Origin of the sequence: Ensifer aridi, from assembly GCF_002078505.1 — a bacterium.
GTDB lineage: Bacteria > Pseudomonadota > Alphaproteobacteria > Rhizobiales > Rhizobiaceae > Sinorhizobium > Sinorhizobium aridi.
Genome location: NZ_LUAV01000038.1, coordinates 166,850 through 182,295, shown reverse-complemented (window position 1 = coordinate 182,295; position 15,446 = coordinate 166,850). Strand labels below are relative to the sequence as shown.

General features: G+C 61.9%; 16 protein-coding genes. 10 read left to right on the top strand and 6 right to left on the bottom strand.

Annotation, left to right across the window (positions count from 1 at the left end; genetic code table 11):
• Nucleotides 1-82: 82 nt before the first annotated feature.
• The 3 genes from AYK65_RS29500 (at nt 83) to AYK65_RS29490 (ending at nt 3,343) form a co-directional block, all read left to right on the top strand.
• The gene (locus AYK65_RS29500; protein WP_046117607.1) at nt 83-1,399 is read left to right on the top strand and encodes an ABC transporter substrate-binding protein; all 1,317 of its coding nucleotides are present in this window, start codon (nt 83-85) and stop codon (nt 1,397-1,399) included.
• Between the two features lie 95 nt (nt 1,400-1,494).
• Nucleotides 1,495-2,427 (top strand): carbohydrate ABC transporter permease, encoded by a 933-nt coding sequence (locus tag AYK65_RS29495; RefSeq protein ID WP_046117608.1) that lies wholly within the window; start codon nt 1,495-1,497, stop codon nt 2,425-2,427.
• A gap of 16 nt (nt 2,428-2,443) precedes the next feature.
• Nucleotides 2,444-3,343 carry a carbohydrate ABC transporter permease gene (locus AYK65_RS29490; RefSeq protein WP_026620992.1) on the top strand — a complete coding sequence of 300 codons (900 nt, stop codon included), beginning with the start codon at nt 2,444-2,446 and terminating at the stop codon, nt 3,341-3,343.
• A gap of 13 nt (nt 3,344-3,356) precedes the next feature.
• Here the strand turns inward: AYK65_RS29490 and AYK65_RS29485 are convergent, their stop codons facing one another.
• The 5 genes from AYK65_RS29485 to AYK65_RS33580 form a co-directional block, all read right to left on the bottom strand.
• On the bottom strand, nt 3,357-4,010 hold the full coding sequence (locus tag AYK65_RS29485; protein ID WP_081162902.1) for a DUF6064 family protein: 654 nt from the start codon (nt 4,008-4,010) through the stop codon (nt 3,357-3,359).
• A 37-nt stretch (nt 4,011-4,047) separates the two neighbouring features.
• Entirely contained in the window at nt 4,048-4,965 is a 918-nt protein-coding gene (locus AYK65_RS29480; RefSeq protein ID WP_081162900.1) for an aldo/keto reductase, read from the bottom strand.
• A 118-nt stretch (nt 4,966-5,083) separates the two neighbouring features.
• On the bottom strand, nt 5,084-5,566 hold the full coding sequence (locus AYK65_RS29475) for a VOC family protein (RefSeq protein ID WP_081162899.1): 483 nt from the start codon (nt 5,564-5,566) through the stop codon (nt 5,084-5,086).
• 234 nt (nt 5,567-5,800) lie between these two features.
• The gene (locus tag AYK65_RS32665) at nt 5,801-5,977 is read right to left on the bottom strand and encodes a hypothetical protein (protein WP_172402088.1); all 177 of its coding nucleotides are present in this window, start codon (nt 5,975-5,977) and stop codon (nt 5,801-5,803) included.
• Between the two features lie 586 nt (nt 5,978-6,563).
• Nucleotides 6,564-6,686: a hypothetical protein gene (locus AYK65_RS33580; protein ID WP_256375587.1), complete on the bottom strand. Its 123-nt coding sequence runs from the start codon at nt 6,684-6,686 to the stop codon at nt 6,564-6,566.
• A gap of 375 nt (nt 6,687-7,061) precedes the next feature.
• Here AYK65_RS33580 and asnB point away from each other — a divergent pair, with 375 nt between their 5' ends.
• Genes asnB through nadE form a run of 4 tightly spaced genes read left to right on the top strand, consistent with a single transcriptional unit; the run spans nt 7,062 to nt 11,871 of the window.
• On the top strand, nt 7,062-8,999 hold the full coding sequence (asnB, locus tag AYK65_RS29470; protein WP_046117612.1) for an asparagine synthase (glutamine-hydrolyzing): 1,938 nt from the start codon (nt 7,062-7,064) through the stop codon (nt 8,997-8,999).
• Nucleotides 9,000-9,026: 27 nt separating this feature from the next.
• Nucleotides 9,027-9,293 carry an acyl carrier protein gene (locus tag AYK65_RS29465; RefSeq protein WP_026614575.1) on the top strand — a complete coding sequence of 89 codons (267 nt, stop codon included), beginning with the start codon at nt 9,027-9,029 and terminating at the stop codon, nt 9,291-9,293.
• Between the two features lie 26 nt (nt 9,294-9,319).
• Entirely contained in the window at nt 9,320-10,867 is a 1,548-nt protein-coding gene (locus AYK65_RS29460) for a class I adenylate-forming enzyme family protein (RefSeq protein ID WP_081162896.1), read from the top strand.
• Complete coding sequence (gene nadE / locus AYK65_RS29455; RefSeq protein ID WP_081162895.1) at nt 10,864-11,871, top strand: NAD(+) synthase; 1,008 nt, start codon at nt 10,864-10,866, stop codon at nt 11,869-11,871. The genes AYK65_RS29460 and nadE overlap by 4 nt, the downstream gene beginning before the upstream one ends.
• 127 nt (nt 11,872-11,998) lie before the next feature.
• On the opposite strand, the gene AYK65_RS29450 is transcribed toward nadE, so the two are convergent.
• Complete coding sequence (locus AYK65_RS29450; RefSeq protein ID WP_026614572.1) at nt 11,999-12,220, bottom strand: hypothetical protein; 222 nt, start codon at nt 12,218-12,220, stop codon at nt 11,999-12,001.
• Between the two features lie 264 nt (nt 12,221-12,484).
• Between AYK65_RS29450 and AYK65_RS29445 the strand changes: the two genes are divergently transcribed.
• From AYK65_RS29445 to minC, 3 genes are all read left to right on the top strand, one after another.
• The gene (locus tag AYK65_RS29445) at nt 12,485-13,501 is read left to right on the top strand and encodes an aldo/keto reductase (RefSeq protein WP_081162892.1); all 1,017 of its coding nucleotides are present in this window, start codon (nt 12,485-12,487) and stop codon (nt 13,499-13,501) included.
• A gap of 547 nt (nt 13,502-14,048) precedes the next feature.
• Complete coding sequence (locus AYK65_RS29440) at nt 14,049-14,312, top strand: YjiS-like domain-containing protein (protein WP_026614570.1); 264 nt, start codon at nt 14,049-14,051, stop codon at nt 14,310-14,312.
• A 354-nt stretch (nt 14,313-14,666) separates the two neighbouring features.
• Entirely contained in the window at nt 14,667-15,419 is a 753-nt protein-coding gene (minC, locus tag AYK65_RS29435) for a septum site-determining protein MinC (protein ID WP_026614569.1), read from the top strand.
• Nucleotides 15,420-15,446: the final 27 nt, after the last annotated feature.

Sequence of the window (15,446 nt, the reverse complement as noted above, 5' to 3'; positions counted from 1 at the left end):
GCGCATCGGAGTTGCCGCATTTGCCAAGCGGGACGGCGAATGCCGGAAGACATGCTCCCGCTGTTTCAAGGAGGAGTACCAAATGCCGATAAAAAGACGTGACTTTCTCGCAGGTTCTGCGGCGCTTGCCGGTATAGCGGGCCTGTCGCCGCTCGGGGTCCGCCCATCCTTCGCGCAAGCCGCCGAGCCGAGCTACAAGCCGGAAGAGGGCGCAAGCCTAAGGCTTCTCAGATGGACGCCCTTCGTCAAGGGCGACGAGGATGCCTGGCTCGCCAATACCAAGAAGTTCACCGAAGCCACCGGCGTCGAGGTCCGCATCGACAAGGAGAGCTGGGAGGACATCAGACCGAAGGCGGCCGTCGCCGCGAATGTCGGCTCCGGCCCGGACATGGTGATGTGCTGGTTCGACGATGCGCATCAATACCCGGACAAGCTTGTCGACGTCACCGAGCTCGCCAATTATCTCGGCAACAAATATGGCGGCTGGTATGACGGCGTGAAGGGCTATGCGAGCCGCGACGACAAGTTCATCGCCATGCCGCTGACCGCGATCGGCAACGCGGTCTGCTACCGCGACAGCCACATGAAAGCCGCGGGGTTCAGCGAGTTCCCCAAGGATACGGCTGGCTTCCTCGAGCTCTGCAAGGCGATGAAAGCCAAGGGCACGCCGGCCGGCTTCCCGCACGGCAAGGCCGTCGGCGACGGCAACAACTATGCCCATTGGCTGCTCTGGAGCCACGGCGGCAAGATGGTCGACGAGAGCGGCAAGGTCACCATCAACAGCCCCGAGACGCTGGCAGCGATCAACTATGCAAAACAGCTCTACGAGACCTTCATTCCGGGCACCGAAAGCTGGCTCGACATCAACAACAACCGCGCCTTCCTGGCTGGCCAGGTTTCGCTGACGGCAAACGGCGTCTCACTTTACTACGCGGCCAAGAAGGATGCGGCGCTCGCGGAACTCGCGTCGGACATCCGCACGACCAACTTCCCGATCGGCCCCGTCGGCCAGAGCGTCGAACTGCATCAGACGAGTTCGATCCTGCTCTTCAACCACAGCAAATATCCGGAAGCCGCCAAGGCCTACCTCAAGTTCATGATGGAAGGCGACCAGATGAATGCCTGGATCGAAGGCTCGAGCGCCTATTGCTGCCAACCGTTGAAAGCTTTCGCCAATAACCCGGTCTGGACGGCTGATCCGATCCACGCGCCCTATGCAAAGGCTTCCGAGACCTTGCGTCCGAACGGATATGCAGGTCCGCTCGGCTATGCCTCGGCAGGCGTGATGGCCGACTACGTGCTGGTCGACATGTTCGCCACTGCCGTCACCGGCCAGATGACGCCGGAGGATGCGATGGCGGAGGCAGAGCGGCGGGCAAACCGCTACTATCGCGTCTGATCTTCCCGTGGCGGCCCGAGGGGCCGCCGCGACATCAGGCAAACGCGTCGGCGGCCGCTCCCGCCGACGCAATACCGTCCAGTCGGAGAAGCTCGATGTCCATCACGTCGTCCGAAAAGCCGCCATCCACCACGACCTCGCTGATGCAGAACAACAATGTGCTCGGCCTCCTGTTCATGCTGCCGGCCGCCGTCTTTCTCATCTGCTTCCTCACCTATCCGCTCGGCCTCGGCGTCTGGCTCGGCTTTACCGATACGCGCATCGGCCGCGACGGCATCTTCATAGGTCTGGAGAACTACGTCTTCCTTGCGAGAGACTCCGTTTTCTGGCTCTCGGTGTTCAACACGCTTCTCTATACTTTCGTCGCCTCGATCCTGAAGTTTGCGCTCGGCCTCTGGCTCGCGCTGCTGCTCAACGAGAATCTGCCGTTCAAATCCTTCTTCCGCGCGATCGTGCTTCTGCCCTGGGTGGTGCCGACGGTGCTTTCGGCCCTCGCCTTCTGGTGGATCTACGATTCCCAGTTCTCGATCATTTCCTGGTCGCTGATGCAGCTCGGGCTCATCGACGGGCCGATCAACTTCCTCGGCGACCCGACCAATGCGCGCGCCTCGGTCATCGCCGCCAACGTCTGGCGCGGCATTCCCTTCGTCGCGATTTCGCTGCTCGCCGGCCTGCAGACGATCCCGGCGTCGCTGCAGGAGGCCGCCTCGCTCGACGGCGCCACGAGCTGGCAGCGCTTCCGCTATGTGACGCTGCCGATGCTGACGCCGATCATCGCCGTCGTGATGACCTTTTCGGTGCTCTTCACCTTCACCGATTTCCAGTTGATCTACGTCTTGACCAAGGGCGGTCCGGTCAATGCCACGCATCTGATGGCGACGCTTTCATTCCAACGCGGCATTCCGGGCGGGCAGCTCGGCGAGGGGGCGGCCATCGCCGTTGCCATGATCCCGTTCCTGCTCGCCGCCATCATGTTCAGCTTCTTCGGCCTGCAACGCCGCAAATGGCAGCAGGGCGGCCAGGATTGAGATCGGGAGGGACAAGATGAACACGACCACGAGAATCGAAGACGAGGTCCTCACCGATACCGCCGAAGGCATGAGCTATCTCAACCGCCTGCCGCGCCGGATCGTCGTTCTCTATCTGCCGATGGCGGTCTTCGTCTTCGTGCTGCTGTTCCCGTTCTACTGGATGGCGATTACCGCGGTGAAGCCGAACTCGCAGCTCACCGATTACAACAACTACAGCCCGTTCTGGGTGGTCGCGCCGACGCTCGATCACATAAAGTATCTGCTCTTCGAGACCTCCTATCCGGGCTGGTTGTGGAACACGATGCTGGTTGCCGTCGGCTCGACCATTCTTTCGCTCGCAGCCTCGATTTTCGCGGCTTACGCGATCGAACGGGTGCGCTTCACCGGCGCGCGCCCGGTCGGGCTGATGATCTTTCTCGCCTATCTGGTGCCGCCGTCGATCCTCTTCATCCCGCTTGCCTTCATCGTCTTCAAGTTCGGGATCTACGATTCGAAGCTGGCGCTGATCTTCACCTATCCGACCTTCCTCATCCCCTTCTGCACCTGGCTGCTGATGGGCTATTTCCGCTCGATCCCGTTCGAACTGGAAGAGAGCGCACTGGTCGACGGGGCGACGCGCTGGCAGATTCTCGTCAAGATCATCCTGCCGCTCGCCGTGCCGGGGCTGATCTCGGCCGGCATCTTCGCCTTCACGCTCTCCTGGAACGAATTCATCTATGCGCTGACCTTCATCCAGTCGTCGGAGAACAAGACGGTGCCGGTCGGTGTGCTGACCGAACTGGTACGCGGCGACGTCTTCGAATGGGGCGCGCTGATGGCCGGTGCGCTGTTCGGCTCGCTGCCGGTCGTCATTCTCTACTCATTCTTCGTCGACTATTACGTCTCGTCGATGACGGGCGCGGTGAAGGAGTGATCGTCACCGCGTGTTATCGCCGGGCCGCTACGAAGACCAGGGTGGCGACGACCACGGCAAACGGCGCCAAGGCGCCCGGATCCTCCATCGCCCAAAGGGTGAGACCGCTGTAAGCACACCATATGATCGGGATGGGCAGCAGCAGCCACAGTGTCCTCCGGCCGACCATCAGCATGGCGCCAAGCGTCGTGGCAACCGTCGGATCCGGCATCATGCCGAAGGTCTCGGCCGAGGCGGGCGAACGGCCTGCCAGCAAGGCGATGAATGGATAGGCGAGCAGACCGAAGACAGCGAGACCGATGCCGCCATAACGGCGCAGGCCGCCCACAGATGCGGGCTCGCGTGCCAGGAGGGCGGTGAGAACCAGCAGTCCCGTCTGGATGAAGAAGGCGGCCGCAGCGTAAGACATCGCCCAGTTTATGCTGGCATATCGCATCCACAAGAATTGCCAGGCGCAGAAGCCCCACGCCAGCGCGAATATCGAGGGAACCGCAATCCGGACGCGGGAAGGGTGTAGGGCTGCCGGAACGAGCACCGCAAGCGCGCCTGCGATAAAAACAAGCTGAAGCGGCCAGAGCGCCTGGTTGTAGCGTTCGATCAGCCGGAAATAGACGCGCGGAGAGAACATCAGGAAATCCGCGAGCGTATAGGTCGCCCAATCGGACATCAGCCTCTGACCGCTTTACATTGTGGCGCGAGCGCACTCACAGCGCTTCCACATAGTCGACCATGCGCCGGCGCATTGTCTCGTCCGGCAGGGTACCCCTTGCGGCGTCGAGGTTCTCCCGCACGTGGTCGACCCGGGTGGTGGCGGGGATCGCGCAGGTGACTGCCGGATGCGAGATGATGAATTTTAATAGGAACTGCGCCCAGTTGCGGGCGCCCGTCTCGGCCACCCAGTCCGGCAGGGGCGCATCCTCGAATTGGCGGATGAGGTCGCCCTGCCGGAACGGGCGGTTGACGATGACCGCGATACCCTTCTCCCGCGCCAGCGGCAGGATACGATCCTCCGGCTCTCGATCGAGGACATTGTAGGTGATCTGAACGAAGTCGATCGGCTGGCTCGCCATGACACGCTCGATCTCGCGATGCCTTCGCCCTTCCGAAGTGGTGATGCCGACATAGCGCAATTGTCCCGCCGCCTTCATGTCGAAGAGAGCCGGCAGGTGCTCCTCCCAGGAAACGAGATTGTGGACCTGCACGAGATCGAACTTGCCGACGCCCCAATAGCCGCGCGACGCTTCGATCTGTGCGGCGCCGCCCGCCGGGTCGGAGATCCAGACTTTTTCCGCCGAAAACAGCCGCTCGGGATAATCGAGCTTGCGCAGGCCGTGACCGATCGTCGGTTGGGAGGATCCGTACATCGGAGAGGAGTCGATCATGCGGCCGCCGCCCTCGAAGAAGGCAGCGATCACGGCGGCGCATTCGTCCTTCAGGACGGGATCGTCTCCGACATTGAAGGTGATCCAGGTGCCGAGGCCCACCACGGGCATCGGCTCTCCACTTCTCGGTATGGGTTTGGTAATGAGGTCGGCAGGCTGGCCCCTCGTCAGCCGCGGCATGAGCGGCAGCGAAACGGCAAAACCAAGCCCCTGAACGACTGCGCGCCGCGTGATGATCATCGCTCGCTCCCTTCCGTTCGAAGCCTTCAAGCTTGTCGCTCGGTCGGGCGAAATAATAACCCCTGCGGCGCCGCTCTGCACCCACGAAGTCGCGATAGAGGGGCTCGAGCCGGAGCTGTCAGTTCTCACTGCGGAAGGCGCGCTCGAGTGCGGCGATATCGAGCTTCACCATGCCGAGCATGACTTCGGTTACCCGCTTCGCTCGCTCGTGATCGGGATCGGCCATCATCTCGCCCAGCACGCGCGGCGCAATCTGCCAGGACAAGCCCCAGCGGTCCTTCAGCCAGCCGCATTGTTCCGGCTCGCCGCCGTTATCGAGGAAGGCGTCCCAGATGCGATCGATCTCTGCCTGGCTGTCGCATTCGACCAGGATGGAGAAGGAGTGATTGAAGGGATCTAACGGACCGGCCTCGAGCGCCATGAAGTTCTGGTCGCCAAGGGTGAACTCAATCACCTTGACGCTGCCCGGGGGTCCGCTCGGCGTTTCGGCCGGTACGGTCGTCGTGCCGGATAAAGCGGAGTTGGGGATGACCGAGACGTAGAAATCGACGGCTTGCCCTGCGTCCTTCGCGAACCAGAGATGCGAGACAATCTTTGGCATGGAACAATCTCCTCCGGGTGACGGAAACTGGTCTTAACGGCCCTAGGACGTTCCGGCTTCGCGCGCGCCGACAGCTCCGGAGAAAAATCTTGTGCTCGAATAGGTCGCCGGCGGTCAGATAACCGATTGCCGACCGGCTGGCGCGGCATGTCCCGACATGAGGCGGGCGTTTAAAGGCGTATCGCGCCTCGCGTCCGTTGGCCCAAAGCCGCGGCACGCTTTTCGTGACATGCATTAGCTTCTTTGCTGAGCTTGTGGGGCTGATGCGGGCTCCAGCTCGATCGCACCGTCCAGACGCTGGTCACTCGGCCGGACGGCTTCGATCTCGAGGTGGCGTTCAGCCTGACGCATGTGCTGCCATTCCTTTTCGAGGCGCAGGAACACATCCGTCGGCATGAATTTGCGCTGCATCTGACCCTCCTCGCGATTGCGTCAAGGAACACGCGAAGAGGAACTTTGGTTCCCACGCGATCTTTCAAGCCGTGAAGATAGTTCGTCGTCCAGTCCGGCTCCATGGCGGGTGCCGCGTGGAACGGCGGAACCCAATAGGTGAACCCGCGCGGCTGCTGATCGATTAAGCGGCGGGGTCCACCTATCGCCCCTCGAAACTGGTGAGGCCGCCGCCTCTTCGAGAGTGTTCGTACGGCGGCCTCAAGGCTTATGCCTCGGACCGGATTCCACTCCCGGAGCGGCTTCGCGTTAAGGTTTAGAACTTACTCAATTCGAGTTATGGGATAGGTCCAAAGGATGCGGAACTCCCATTCGACGAGTTGCGACACGGGGCACCGGTTGCCGCGAAGACCGCGCCAAGAGCGCGCGGCATGCGCACGACTTCACATGGATTGGTGGTCCCAAACGCGCTGCACGCTTCTGGGCGACATGCATTAGATCACGATGATTTTAGGTCGGATCGACCTAAGATCATGAACGTGATCGATTCTAATAAGTTGGCGCGGGATGCGGACGGAAAACCGCGCACTCTTTTCCTCATCCCGGGCTAAATTGCCTGCAGCGTCAGCGATGCCGCGCCCACGATCAGGCCGAGGGCGACGGCGATGGCGATGCCGTATCTCATCATCTTCATTCGGCGTGTTCGCTCGCCGGTCCAGTCGTAGCTCATCATGTGCTCCGAAGAGATTGCACCTCAGGCGCGAAGATTGGACGCTTTTCCTTAACAAAGAGGAAACCACGTTTCTGCCTGCGCGGCCGGGAGGCGGCGAAGAGGAAAGCGCAGTTCGGCAAGCGGGCCTGACTGGCCATCTTCTTGTTAAGCTTGGCCGATCCGAGTGTTTATCCAGTTTAAATAAAATTGTCGTAAAATTGTATTTAAGTAAACAGGGGCTTCCTTGGTCATATTAAAGCTTGCAAGTCTGACATTATTGTCGGCTTATTTTGAACAATTTACCATCATTGAAGAATTCTTCCGCAATTAACTCCTGCGGCCGCCATCCAGTCTATACTTCAGAAGTCATTGCGGACGTGAGAGCGATTTGGCATGTGTGGCTTCAGCGGCTATTTTGGTTCAATACGGGACGGAAAAGCCCTTCTCGAAAGGATGACGGCCGCAATCGCGCATCGTGGGCCCGACGAGCACGGCATCTTCGTCGCGCCGGACGCAGGCCTCGGCCATGTGCGCTTGTCCATCGTCGGGCTCGGCGACGGCCAGCAGCCGATGTCGGATGCGAGCGGCGAACTCACGATCGCCTTCAACGGTGAGATCTTCAATTATGTGGAACTGCGCGAGGAGCTTCGCGCCAGAGGCCGCCGGTTCCAAACGTCAAGCGACACGGAAGTCATCCTTCATCTCTATGATGAGATGGGCGAAGACTGCGTGTCGGTGCTCAACGGCGACTTTGCCTTTGCGATTTGGGACGCCCGCCGCCGCCGGATGATGCTGGCGCGCGACCGCATGGGCGTGCGGCCGCTTTTCCATACCATGCACGGCGGCACGCTCTATTTCGCCTCGGAGGTCAAGGCGCTGCTTGCGGTTCCGGGCATCTCGGCCGAGATCGACCCGATCGCGCTCGACCAGATCTTCACGCTCTGGGCGCCTATCGCGCCACGCACCCCCTTCCGCAATATCCTTGAGCTTGAACCGGGGCACCTGATGATCGCCGATCAGCGGGGCGTGACGACACGGTCTTACTGGCAGCCTCAGTTCCCCGATCACCATCAAGCCTCGACGTACAGCGATGAGAGCGGCGCGGCGGAGGAACTGCGCGCCCTCTTGACCGATGCCACCCGGATCCGCATGCGCGCCGATGTCCCTGTCGGGGCCTATCTCTCGGGTGGCCTCGATTCGTCGATCGTCTCGGCTCTTGCGGCTGGCATGACGTCGCAGGGCCTTCGGACCTTCTCGGTCACCTTCGACAGCGCCGAACATGACGAAAGCGCTTTCCAGTTGGAAATGGCGGCAGCACTCGGCACTGAGCATAGCGCAGTCGCCTGCCGTGCCGGCGACATCGCCAAGGTTTTCCCCGAGGTGATCCGCTTCACGGAGCGTCCGATCATCCGCACCGCGCCCGCTCCGCTTTACCAATTGTCGCGCCTCGTGCGCGAGGCGGGTCTGAAGGTCGTGCTGACGGGCGAGGGAGCGGACGAAGTTTTTGCAGGCTACGACATCTTCAAGGAAGCGCGCGTGCGCCGTTTCTGCGGCCGCCAACCCGGTTCGCGCATCAGGCCGCATCTCTTCCGCAAACTCTATCCCTATCTGCCGGGCCTGAAACAGCAGTCGCCGGAATATCTCGCGGCCTTCTTCGGAGCGGGCGACGAGCCGCTCGACGACCCGCTCTTCTCGCATCGCCCTCGGCTTAAGGGTACGGCTGCGACGAAGCTGTTCTTTTCCGGCGACCTTCGCGCCGAGTTGAAGGACTATGAAGCGGCCGACGAACTCATCGGCCGCCTGCCTCAGGATTTCGGCCGCTGGCATCCGTTGCATCAGGCGCAGTATCTCGAAAGCCGCTTCCTGCTGCCCGGCTACATTCTCTCCAGCCAAGGCGACCGTATGGCCATGGCGCATGGCGTCGAGGGCCGCTTCCCCTTCCTCGATCATCGCCTTGTCGAGTTCGCCGCCAAGCTGCCGCCGGCGATCAAGCTGAAGGGCCTGGTGGAGAAGCACATTCTGCGCGAAGCGACGAAGGATCTCTTGCCGCCCACGATCGGCAGGCGGGTGAAGCAGCCCTATCGCGCCCCCGACAGCCATTCCTTCAGCGGTCCGGGCGAACTCGATTACGTCCGCGACGCCATGAGCGAGGATGCGATCGCCTCACGCGGCCTCTTCAACGAGAAGGCGGTGGCGAAGCTTTACGAGAAATGCCAGGCGCGCCCGGCCTCCGGCTTCCGCGACAACGCCGCCTTCGTCGGCATTCTCTCGACGCAACTGTGGCTCCAGACATTCACCGGTACCAGCATCGGCAAGGCGGAAGCCGCCTGAGACCATTCAAGGAAAGGAATAGTAGAGATGACGGAAACGATTAAGGACAGAGTCAAGACATTCATCATCGAGAACTTTCTCTTCGGCGACGCGTCCTATGAGCTCGCCGACGCGGCTTCGCTGATCGAGAACGACATCATCGATTCGACCGGCGTTCTGGAACTCGTCGCCTTCATCGAGGACCAGTTCGGGATCGCGATGGCCGACACCGATATCGTGCCTCAGAACCTCGATTCGCTGTCGGCCATCGTGGCTTTCGTCGAGGCGAAGGCCGCCGTGCCGGTCACGGCCTAGAGAGCGTGAGGGCGGGGGCACCAACAATGCGGTTCGAGCAATTCCTCATCAGGAACGCCGCGGCGAACGCCGCAAAGACGGCGTTAGTCACCGATCGCAGGCGGCTCAGCTACGCCGAGCTCGATGAGCTTTCGAGCCGGCTTGCCACCGCCCTTCGAGCAAACGGCGTGACGCGGAACGACCGCGTGCTCGTCTTCATGGACAATTGCTGGGAGGCGGCGGTCGCGATCTTCGCAACCCTCAAGGCGGGCGCGACCTTCAGCCCGATCAATGCTTCCACCAAGGCCGACAAGCTCGCCTACATCATCGCCGACTGCGAGGCGGCGGCGATCCTGACGCAGGCCAAGCTGATGCCGGTGGTCGCGGAAGCGCGCGCCCTTTCGGCCGATAAAGCGCCTATCGTCGCGTCGACCGCGGTGCCAGGCGGCCGCACGCCGGAAGGAGCGGCGTCCTTCGAGGACTGCCTGGCGGCAGACACGGCGCCTGTCCCGCATGGCGGCATCGACGTCGATCTCGCGATGCTGATCTATACTTCCGGTTCGACCGGCCGCCCCAAGGGCGTGATGATGACCCATCGCAATATCGATGCGGCGTCGGAGTCGATCACCACCTATTTGCGCAACACGCCGGACGACATCATCCTGAACGTCCTGCCGCTCGCCTTCGATTACGGCCTCTATCAGCTCCTGATGGCGACCCGGCTCGGAGCCACGCTCGTGCTTGAAAAGTCCTTCGCCTTCCCGCAGGCGATCTTTGAGCGGATCCGTGCCGAGGGCGTGACCGGTTTTCCGCTGGTGCCGACGATGGCAGCGATGATCCTGCAGATGCGCGATCTCGAACCCGGTTTCCTGCCGAGCCTTCGCTATATCTCCAACACCGCCGCGGCACTGCCGCCGGCGCATATTGCCCGTCTTAGGGAGCTCTTTCCCGCCGCCAGGATCTATTCCATGTACGGGCTCACGGAGTGCAAGCGCTGCACCTACCTGCCGCCCGAAGAACTCGACCGCCGCCCCGGCTCGGTCGGCATCGCCATTCCCAACACGGAGGCCTTCGTGGTCGACGACGAGGGCAAGCGCGTGGCGCCCGGCGTCGCCGGCGAACTCGTCATCCGCGGCCCGCATGTGATGCAGGGTTACTGGCGCAACGACGCCGCCACCGAACGCATGCTGCGCCCGGGGCCGAACCCGTGGGAAAAGGTACTTTACACCGGCGACCTCTTCCGCGCCGATGAGGCGGGCTTCCTCTATTTCGTCGGCCGCAAGGACGACATCATCAAGACACGCGGCGAGAAGGTGGCGCCCAAGGAGGTCGAGACGGTGCTGCATGCCCATCCGGGCATTGCCGAAGCGGTCGTTATCGGTGTTCCCGATCCGGTGCTTGGGGCTGCCATCGGCGCTCTTGTCGTGCTCTCGGATCCGACACTCACGGAAAAGGACATCATCCGCCATTGCGCCCGTCATCTCGAGGATTTTATGGTCCCGAAGATCCTGGAATTCCGCACCGAGCTTCCGAAGACGGACACAGGCAAGGTCAGTCGCCGGCTTGCGGCCGAAACATTGGAGCCCGCAGAATGAATATCCGCCCGAGTGAGGACACATTCGTTTTCTCCGCCGATGCCCTGAAGATCGACGAGGCCGGGGAGACCGAGCGCATCGTCGAGGGCCTTCGCGCGCAGTTGCGCGCGATGCGCAAACGCGGTCTCGTGCTGGGTCTCTCCGGAGGGATTGACTCCAGCGTCTCGGTGGCGCTTGCCGTACGCGCCGTCGGTGCGAAGAACGTGTTCTGCCTGTTCATGCCGGAAAACGATTCCGATCCGGAAAGCCTTCGCCTCGGCCGACTGGTGGCCGAGACCTTCGGCGTCGCGGCGATCGTGGAGGATATCGGCCCGACGCTCACCGCGATGGGCTGCTACGCGCGGCGCGACGCCTTCATCCGTGAGCTCGTTCCCGATTACGGCCCGGGCTGGGCATCGAAGATCGTCATCGCCAATGCGCTCGAAGGTGAGGGCTACAATATCTCGTCGCTGGTGGTGCAGGACCCTGAGGGCCGGCAGACGAAGCTGCGCATGCCGCCCTCGGTCTATCTCGGCATAGTCGCTGCGACGAACATGAAACAGCGCACCCGCAAGCAGATCGAATATTACCACGCCGACCGCCTGAACTTCGCCGTCCTAGGCACGCCGAACAGGCTGGAATACGACCAGGGCTTCTTCGTCAAGAACGGCGACGGCGCGGCCGACGTCAAGCCCATCGCGCATCTCTACAAGTCACAGATCTACGCGCTTGCCGCCTATCTCGGCGTGCCCGAAGAAATCCGGCGCCGGCCGCCGACCACCGACACCTATTCGCTCGCACAGACGCAGGAAGAATTCTATTTCTCTCTGCCCTATGACCGGATGGATCTCTGCCTCTACGGTCTCAACATCGGTCTCAGCGCCGAGGAAGTGAGCCGTGCCGCGAATCTGACCGCCGCTCAGGTGGAGCGCGTCTGGGCCGACATCGCCGCCAAGCGCAAGGCGACACGCTATCTCCATCTCGGGCCGCAGCTCGTGCAGCCGGTTGAGGAAATCGCGCACTGAAGGTGCAGGCGAGAGCTTCAGCTGCCGGCGAAGCTCCCCTGCCTCCCGCGATGCCGCTGTTCGACGATCCGCATGATTCCGGTCGCGCGCCCCGCCCGCAAGACGGGGTGCGCGATCGGACGCGTCCTTATTGAGCGGGCGGCGTGGCGGGCGCGGGTGCCGGCGTGGTTGGTGCCGGTGCCGGCGTCGTGGGCGCGGGCTCTGTTGTGGTCGGGGCGGGCTCTGTTGTGGCCGGCGGGGTCTCGCCTGCCGTGGGCGTTTCCGCCGTCTGCTGTCCTGGCATGAAGAAGATGACCGCGAGGATGATGATCGCGAGCACGATGATGCCAATGATCACGTTTCGGTTCATGGTAGTTCCTCCGCTGCTGACGACCATCTCGGATTGACGGCTATCGCATTTGCCGAATCAACCAGAGATGAGGGCCTAGCGTAGCACGCCTCTCGCTAAGCAATAATAAACGATGGAATAGCGTTGTTCTGGCGGAGCGGAATGATGTGCCGGTCGCGGTCGCCGGTTTTTCACAGGCGAAAAATACCCTGCGGATTCGAAGCTTCTGATCGCCGCATGCGAGGTGACATAGTTGACGCATCTCGCGACCAAGGAAGGAACACCATGCTTGCCGACGACATCTCCACGAATATGCGCAGACCACTGGGACGATCGGGCCTGTCCGCCGCACCCGTCGGTCTCGGCTGCTGGGCGATTGGAGGCTATTTCACCCTCGGTGGAAAGCCGGATGGTTGGGGAGAGATTGACGACGAGCAGTCGATCCGCGCCATCAACCTTGGACTCGAGATGGGTGCGTCACTGATCGACACGGCTGACGCCTATGGAACCGGGCACAGTGAGGAGGTTATCGGCCGGGCGCTGAAGGGCCGAAGAGGCGACGCAATCATCGCGACCAAGTTCGGCTATACCCACGATCGCGCCGCCCGCGCCCTGGTCGGCACCGATGTCAGCCCGGCTTATATCGAGCGAGCCTGCGCCGCATCGCTCCAGCGTTTGGGCACCGGCTATATCGACCTCTACCAGATACATGTCGGCGAGCTTACGGATGATCAGGCGGATGCCGCCGGTGAAACGCTCGAGAAGTTGACGGAGGCCGGTTCCATCCGTTTCTGGGGCTGGAGTACGGATAACGCCGCCGCGGCGAAGCGCATGGTGAAATTCCCGCATTTCGTCGCGGTTCAGCAGGAACTGAACGTCTTCATTGATGGGCCGGACATGCTGACGATGTGTGAGGGCAACGATCTCGCCAGCCTCAATCGGTCTCCCCTGGCGATGGGGTTCCTGACCGGCAAGTTCGGACCTGACACGCGCTTACCTGAAGACGACGTGCGCGCGGCAGGTCACAATTGGGTGCGATTCTTCGAGGATGGGCGGCCGCGTGCCGATTATCTCCGGCGCCTGTCTGAGGTGCGCGAACTTCTGCAGACCGATGGCAGGACTTTGGCTCAAGGGGCGCTCGGATGGCTTCTTGCCCGTTCTCCCAACACCTTTCCCATACCGGGCTTCAAGACGGAGGCGCAAGTGCGCGAAAATCTGGGCTCGATCGAGAAAGGACCGTTGCCGGCAACGGCGATGGCGGAAATTGAGAAGCTTCTCGGTCGCGATGTCGATCAGAGGTGATTGCTCTGTCTGTTGTGGCGTAACCGGAAATAGGGACGTTGCGGACCGGCGGTCAGCCGCCGTTCCCGTCAGAATGCTCCGTCATATCGAGCGGCTGAGGGTGCCACCCCGCGGCCGCCGATCGAAGCGCAGGACCGCCATCTTGTGTCGGGGCGGTCGTGAGCGTCGTTTACAGGGGTGTTGCTTTCCTGCAACGATTCCCGTGCGATGGCTACAATTCGAAATTGTGTACTTGCCGATCGGCGGGTCTCGTGTAAGATAACGTTATCCGCAATTCAAATCAGAGGAGGCGTGAAGATGAATCCCATTCTCGTGTTTGTGCGCCTCTGTGGCGGAACGGCTACCATGGCTTCGATGCGCCGCGCATCTCGCCTCAGCCGAATTTGATTTCGGGGCTTTGAGCCCGGATTTCCGCCACTTGGCATTTCCCCTTTGACCTGACGTGACCGGCTGACGGAGCGATTTGTTCCTATCTCGCGTCCGCATCCGTACGTCTTTTCGACCCTTGAGAGGACCTGGCTCCGTGAGTGCGCCGGGACGGAAAATCATGCGCGAAGCACAATCTTTAGTTGTCGATACCCTTGCGGCGACGGTTGATGAACTGTACCGGAAGTTCGGCGTCTGGAAGACCATGCGTGCGTTGCTGCACGCCCTCTGGACGCGCCGTCAAACGAAGAACCAGATCTCCCACCTGTCGAATCGCATGCGCCGCGACATCGGCCTTCCGGAGGATGCGCTCGGCGTACCCGGCCTTTACCTCTGGGACATCAGGGCCTTCACTCAGTCTACGGCAGATCGTCCGCCCGACTGACCCCGAAGCCGCAGCCGTGGTTAGGGACATGAGAGGGAGGGGCGCCACTGGCGCCCCTCCCTTGGGTTAAGCAGGTATCTCACCAGCTTTTGCCGCTGCGCACCCGCGGCGGCATGAATCGCACTCGCCTTCGTCAGCCTTGTACAAGCTTCAGTCAGCAGCATTGCGGCTGAAAGAAGGATCGTCGGGGCTCGCAAGTCTGGCTGGTCGCGCTCCTGAGGGAACCGTCTTGAGGCATGGGAAGAGAACTCGCTGTGCCGTGCGAAACGGCTGAAGCTTAACAAAGAAGGAGGCCTGGTTAACCATTTGTTAACCATGACTCGCGTAGATCTTGGCAACCAAAAATTAACGAAGATGACCAAAGTGCTAACTGACGCTCGTTCGATCCGTATCAAGGGCCGCTCGTTCCTGGCGCTCGTGCTTTCTCCGGAGCTGCCGCTCGATTGGTGGCTGGGCCGCCTCGACGATCTTGCCGCGCGTTCCGCGGGATTCTTTCTGGGACGGCCCGTCGTGCTCGACGTTGCCGATCTCGAGATCGACCGGCCGCAACTGAAGAGCCTGCTCGACGAGCTCGGCAAGCGCAATGTCAGGGTCATGGGCATTGAGGGCGGACGTCCGTCGCTCTTCGAGCCTGGCATGCCGCCGGCTATGAAAGGCGGCCGGCCGGCGCCGGATTTCGAGGTCCCGGAGGACGAACCGGCCGGCGAATCGCCGAAGACCGGCAAGGGCAAACCGGCAGCGCCGGTCGCGCCCCAGGAAGTGCAGCCGGCGCGGACGACGGCTTCGATCATCGTCAAGGAACCCGTGCGCTCCGGCCAATCGATCATCTTCCCGGAAGGCGACGTTACTGTGGTCGGATCGGTCGCATCCGGCGCGGAAATCATCGCCGGAGGTTCGGTGCATATCTACGGAACGCTGCGGGGGCGGGCGCTGGCGGGATCGGTCGGAAATGCTTCGGCGCGTATCTTCTGCCGCAGGTTGGAAGCGGAGCTGCTCGCCATCGACGGCGTCTACAAGACGGCCGAGGACATGGCGCCCAATCTTCGAGGGCAGGCGGTGCAGCTTTGGCTCGAAGGCGATTCGATCATGGCAGAGAGACTTAACTGAGCCGGTGCCGGCTCGATTCTACCGGAT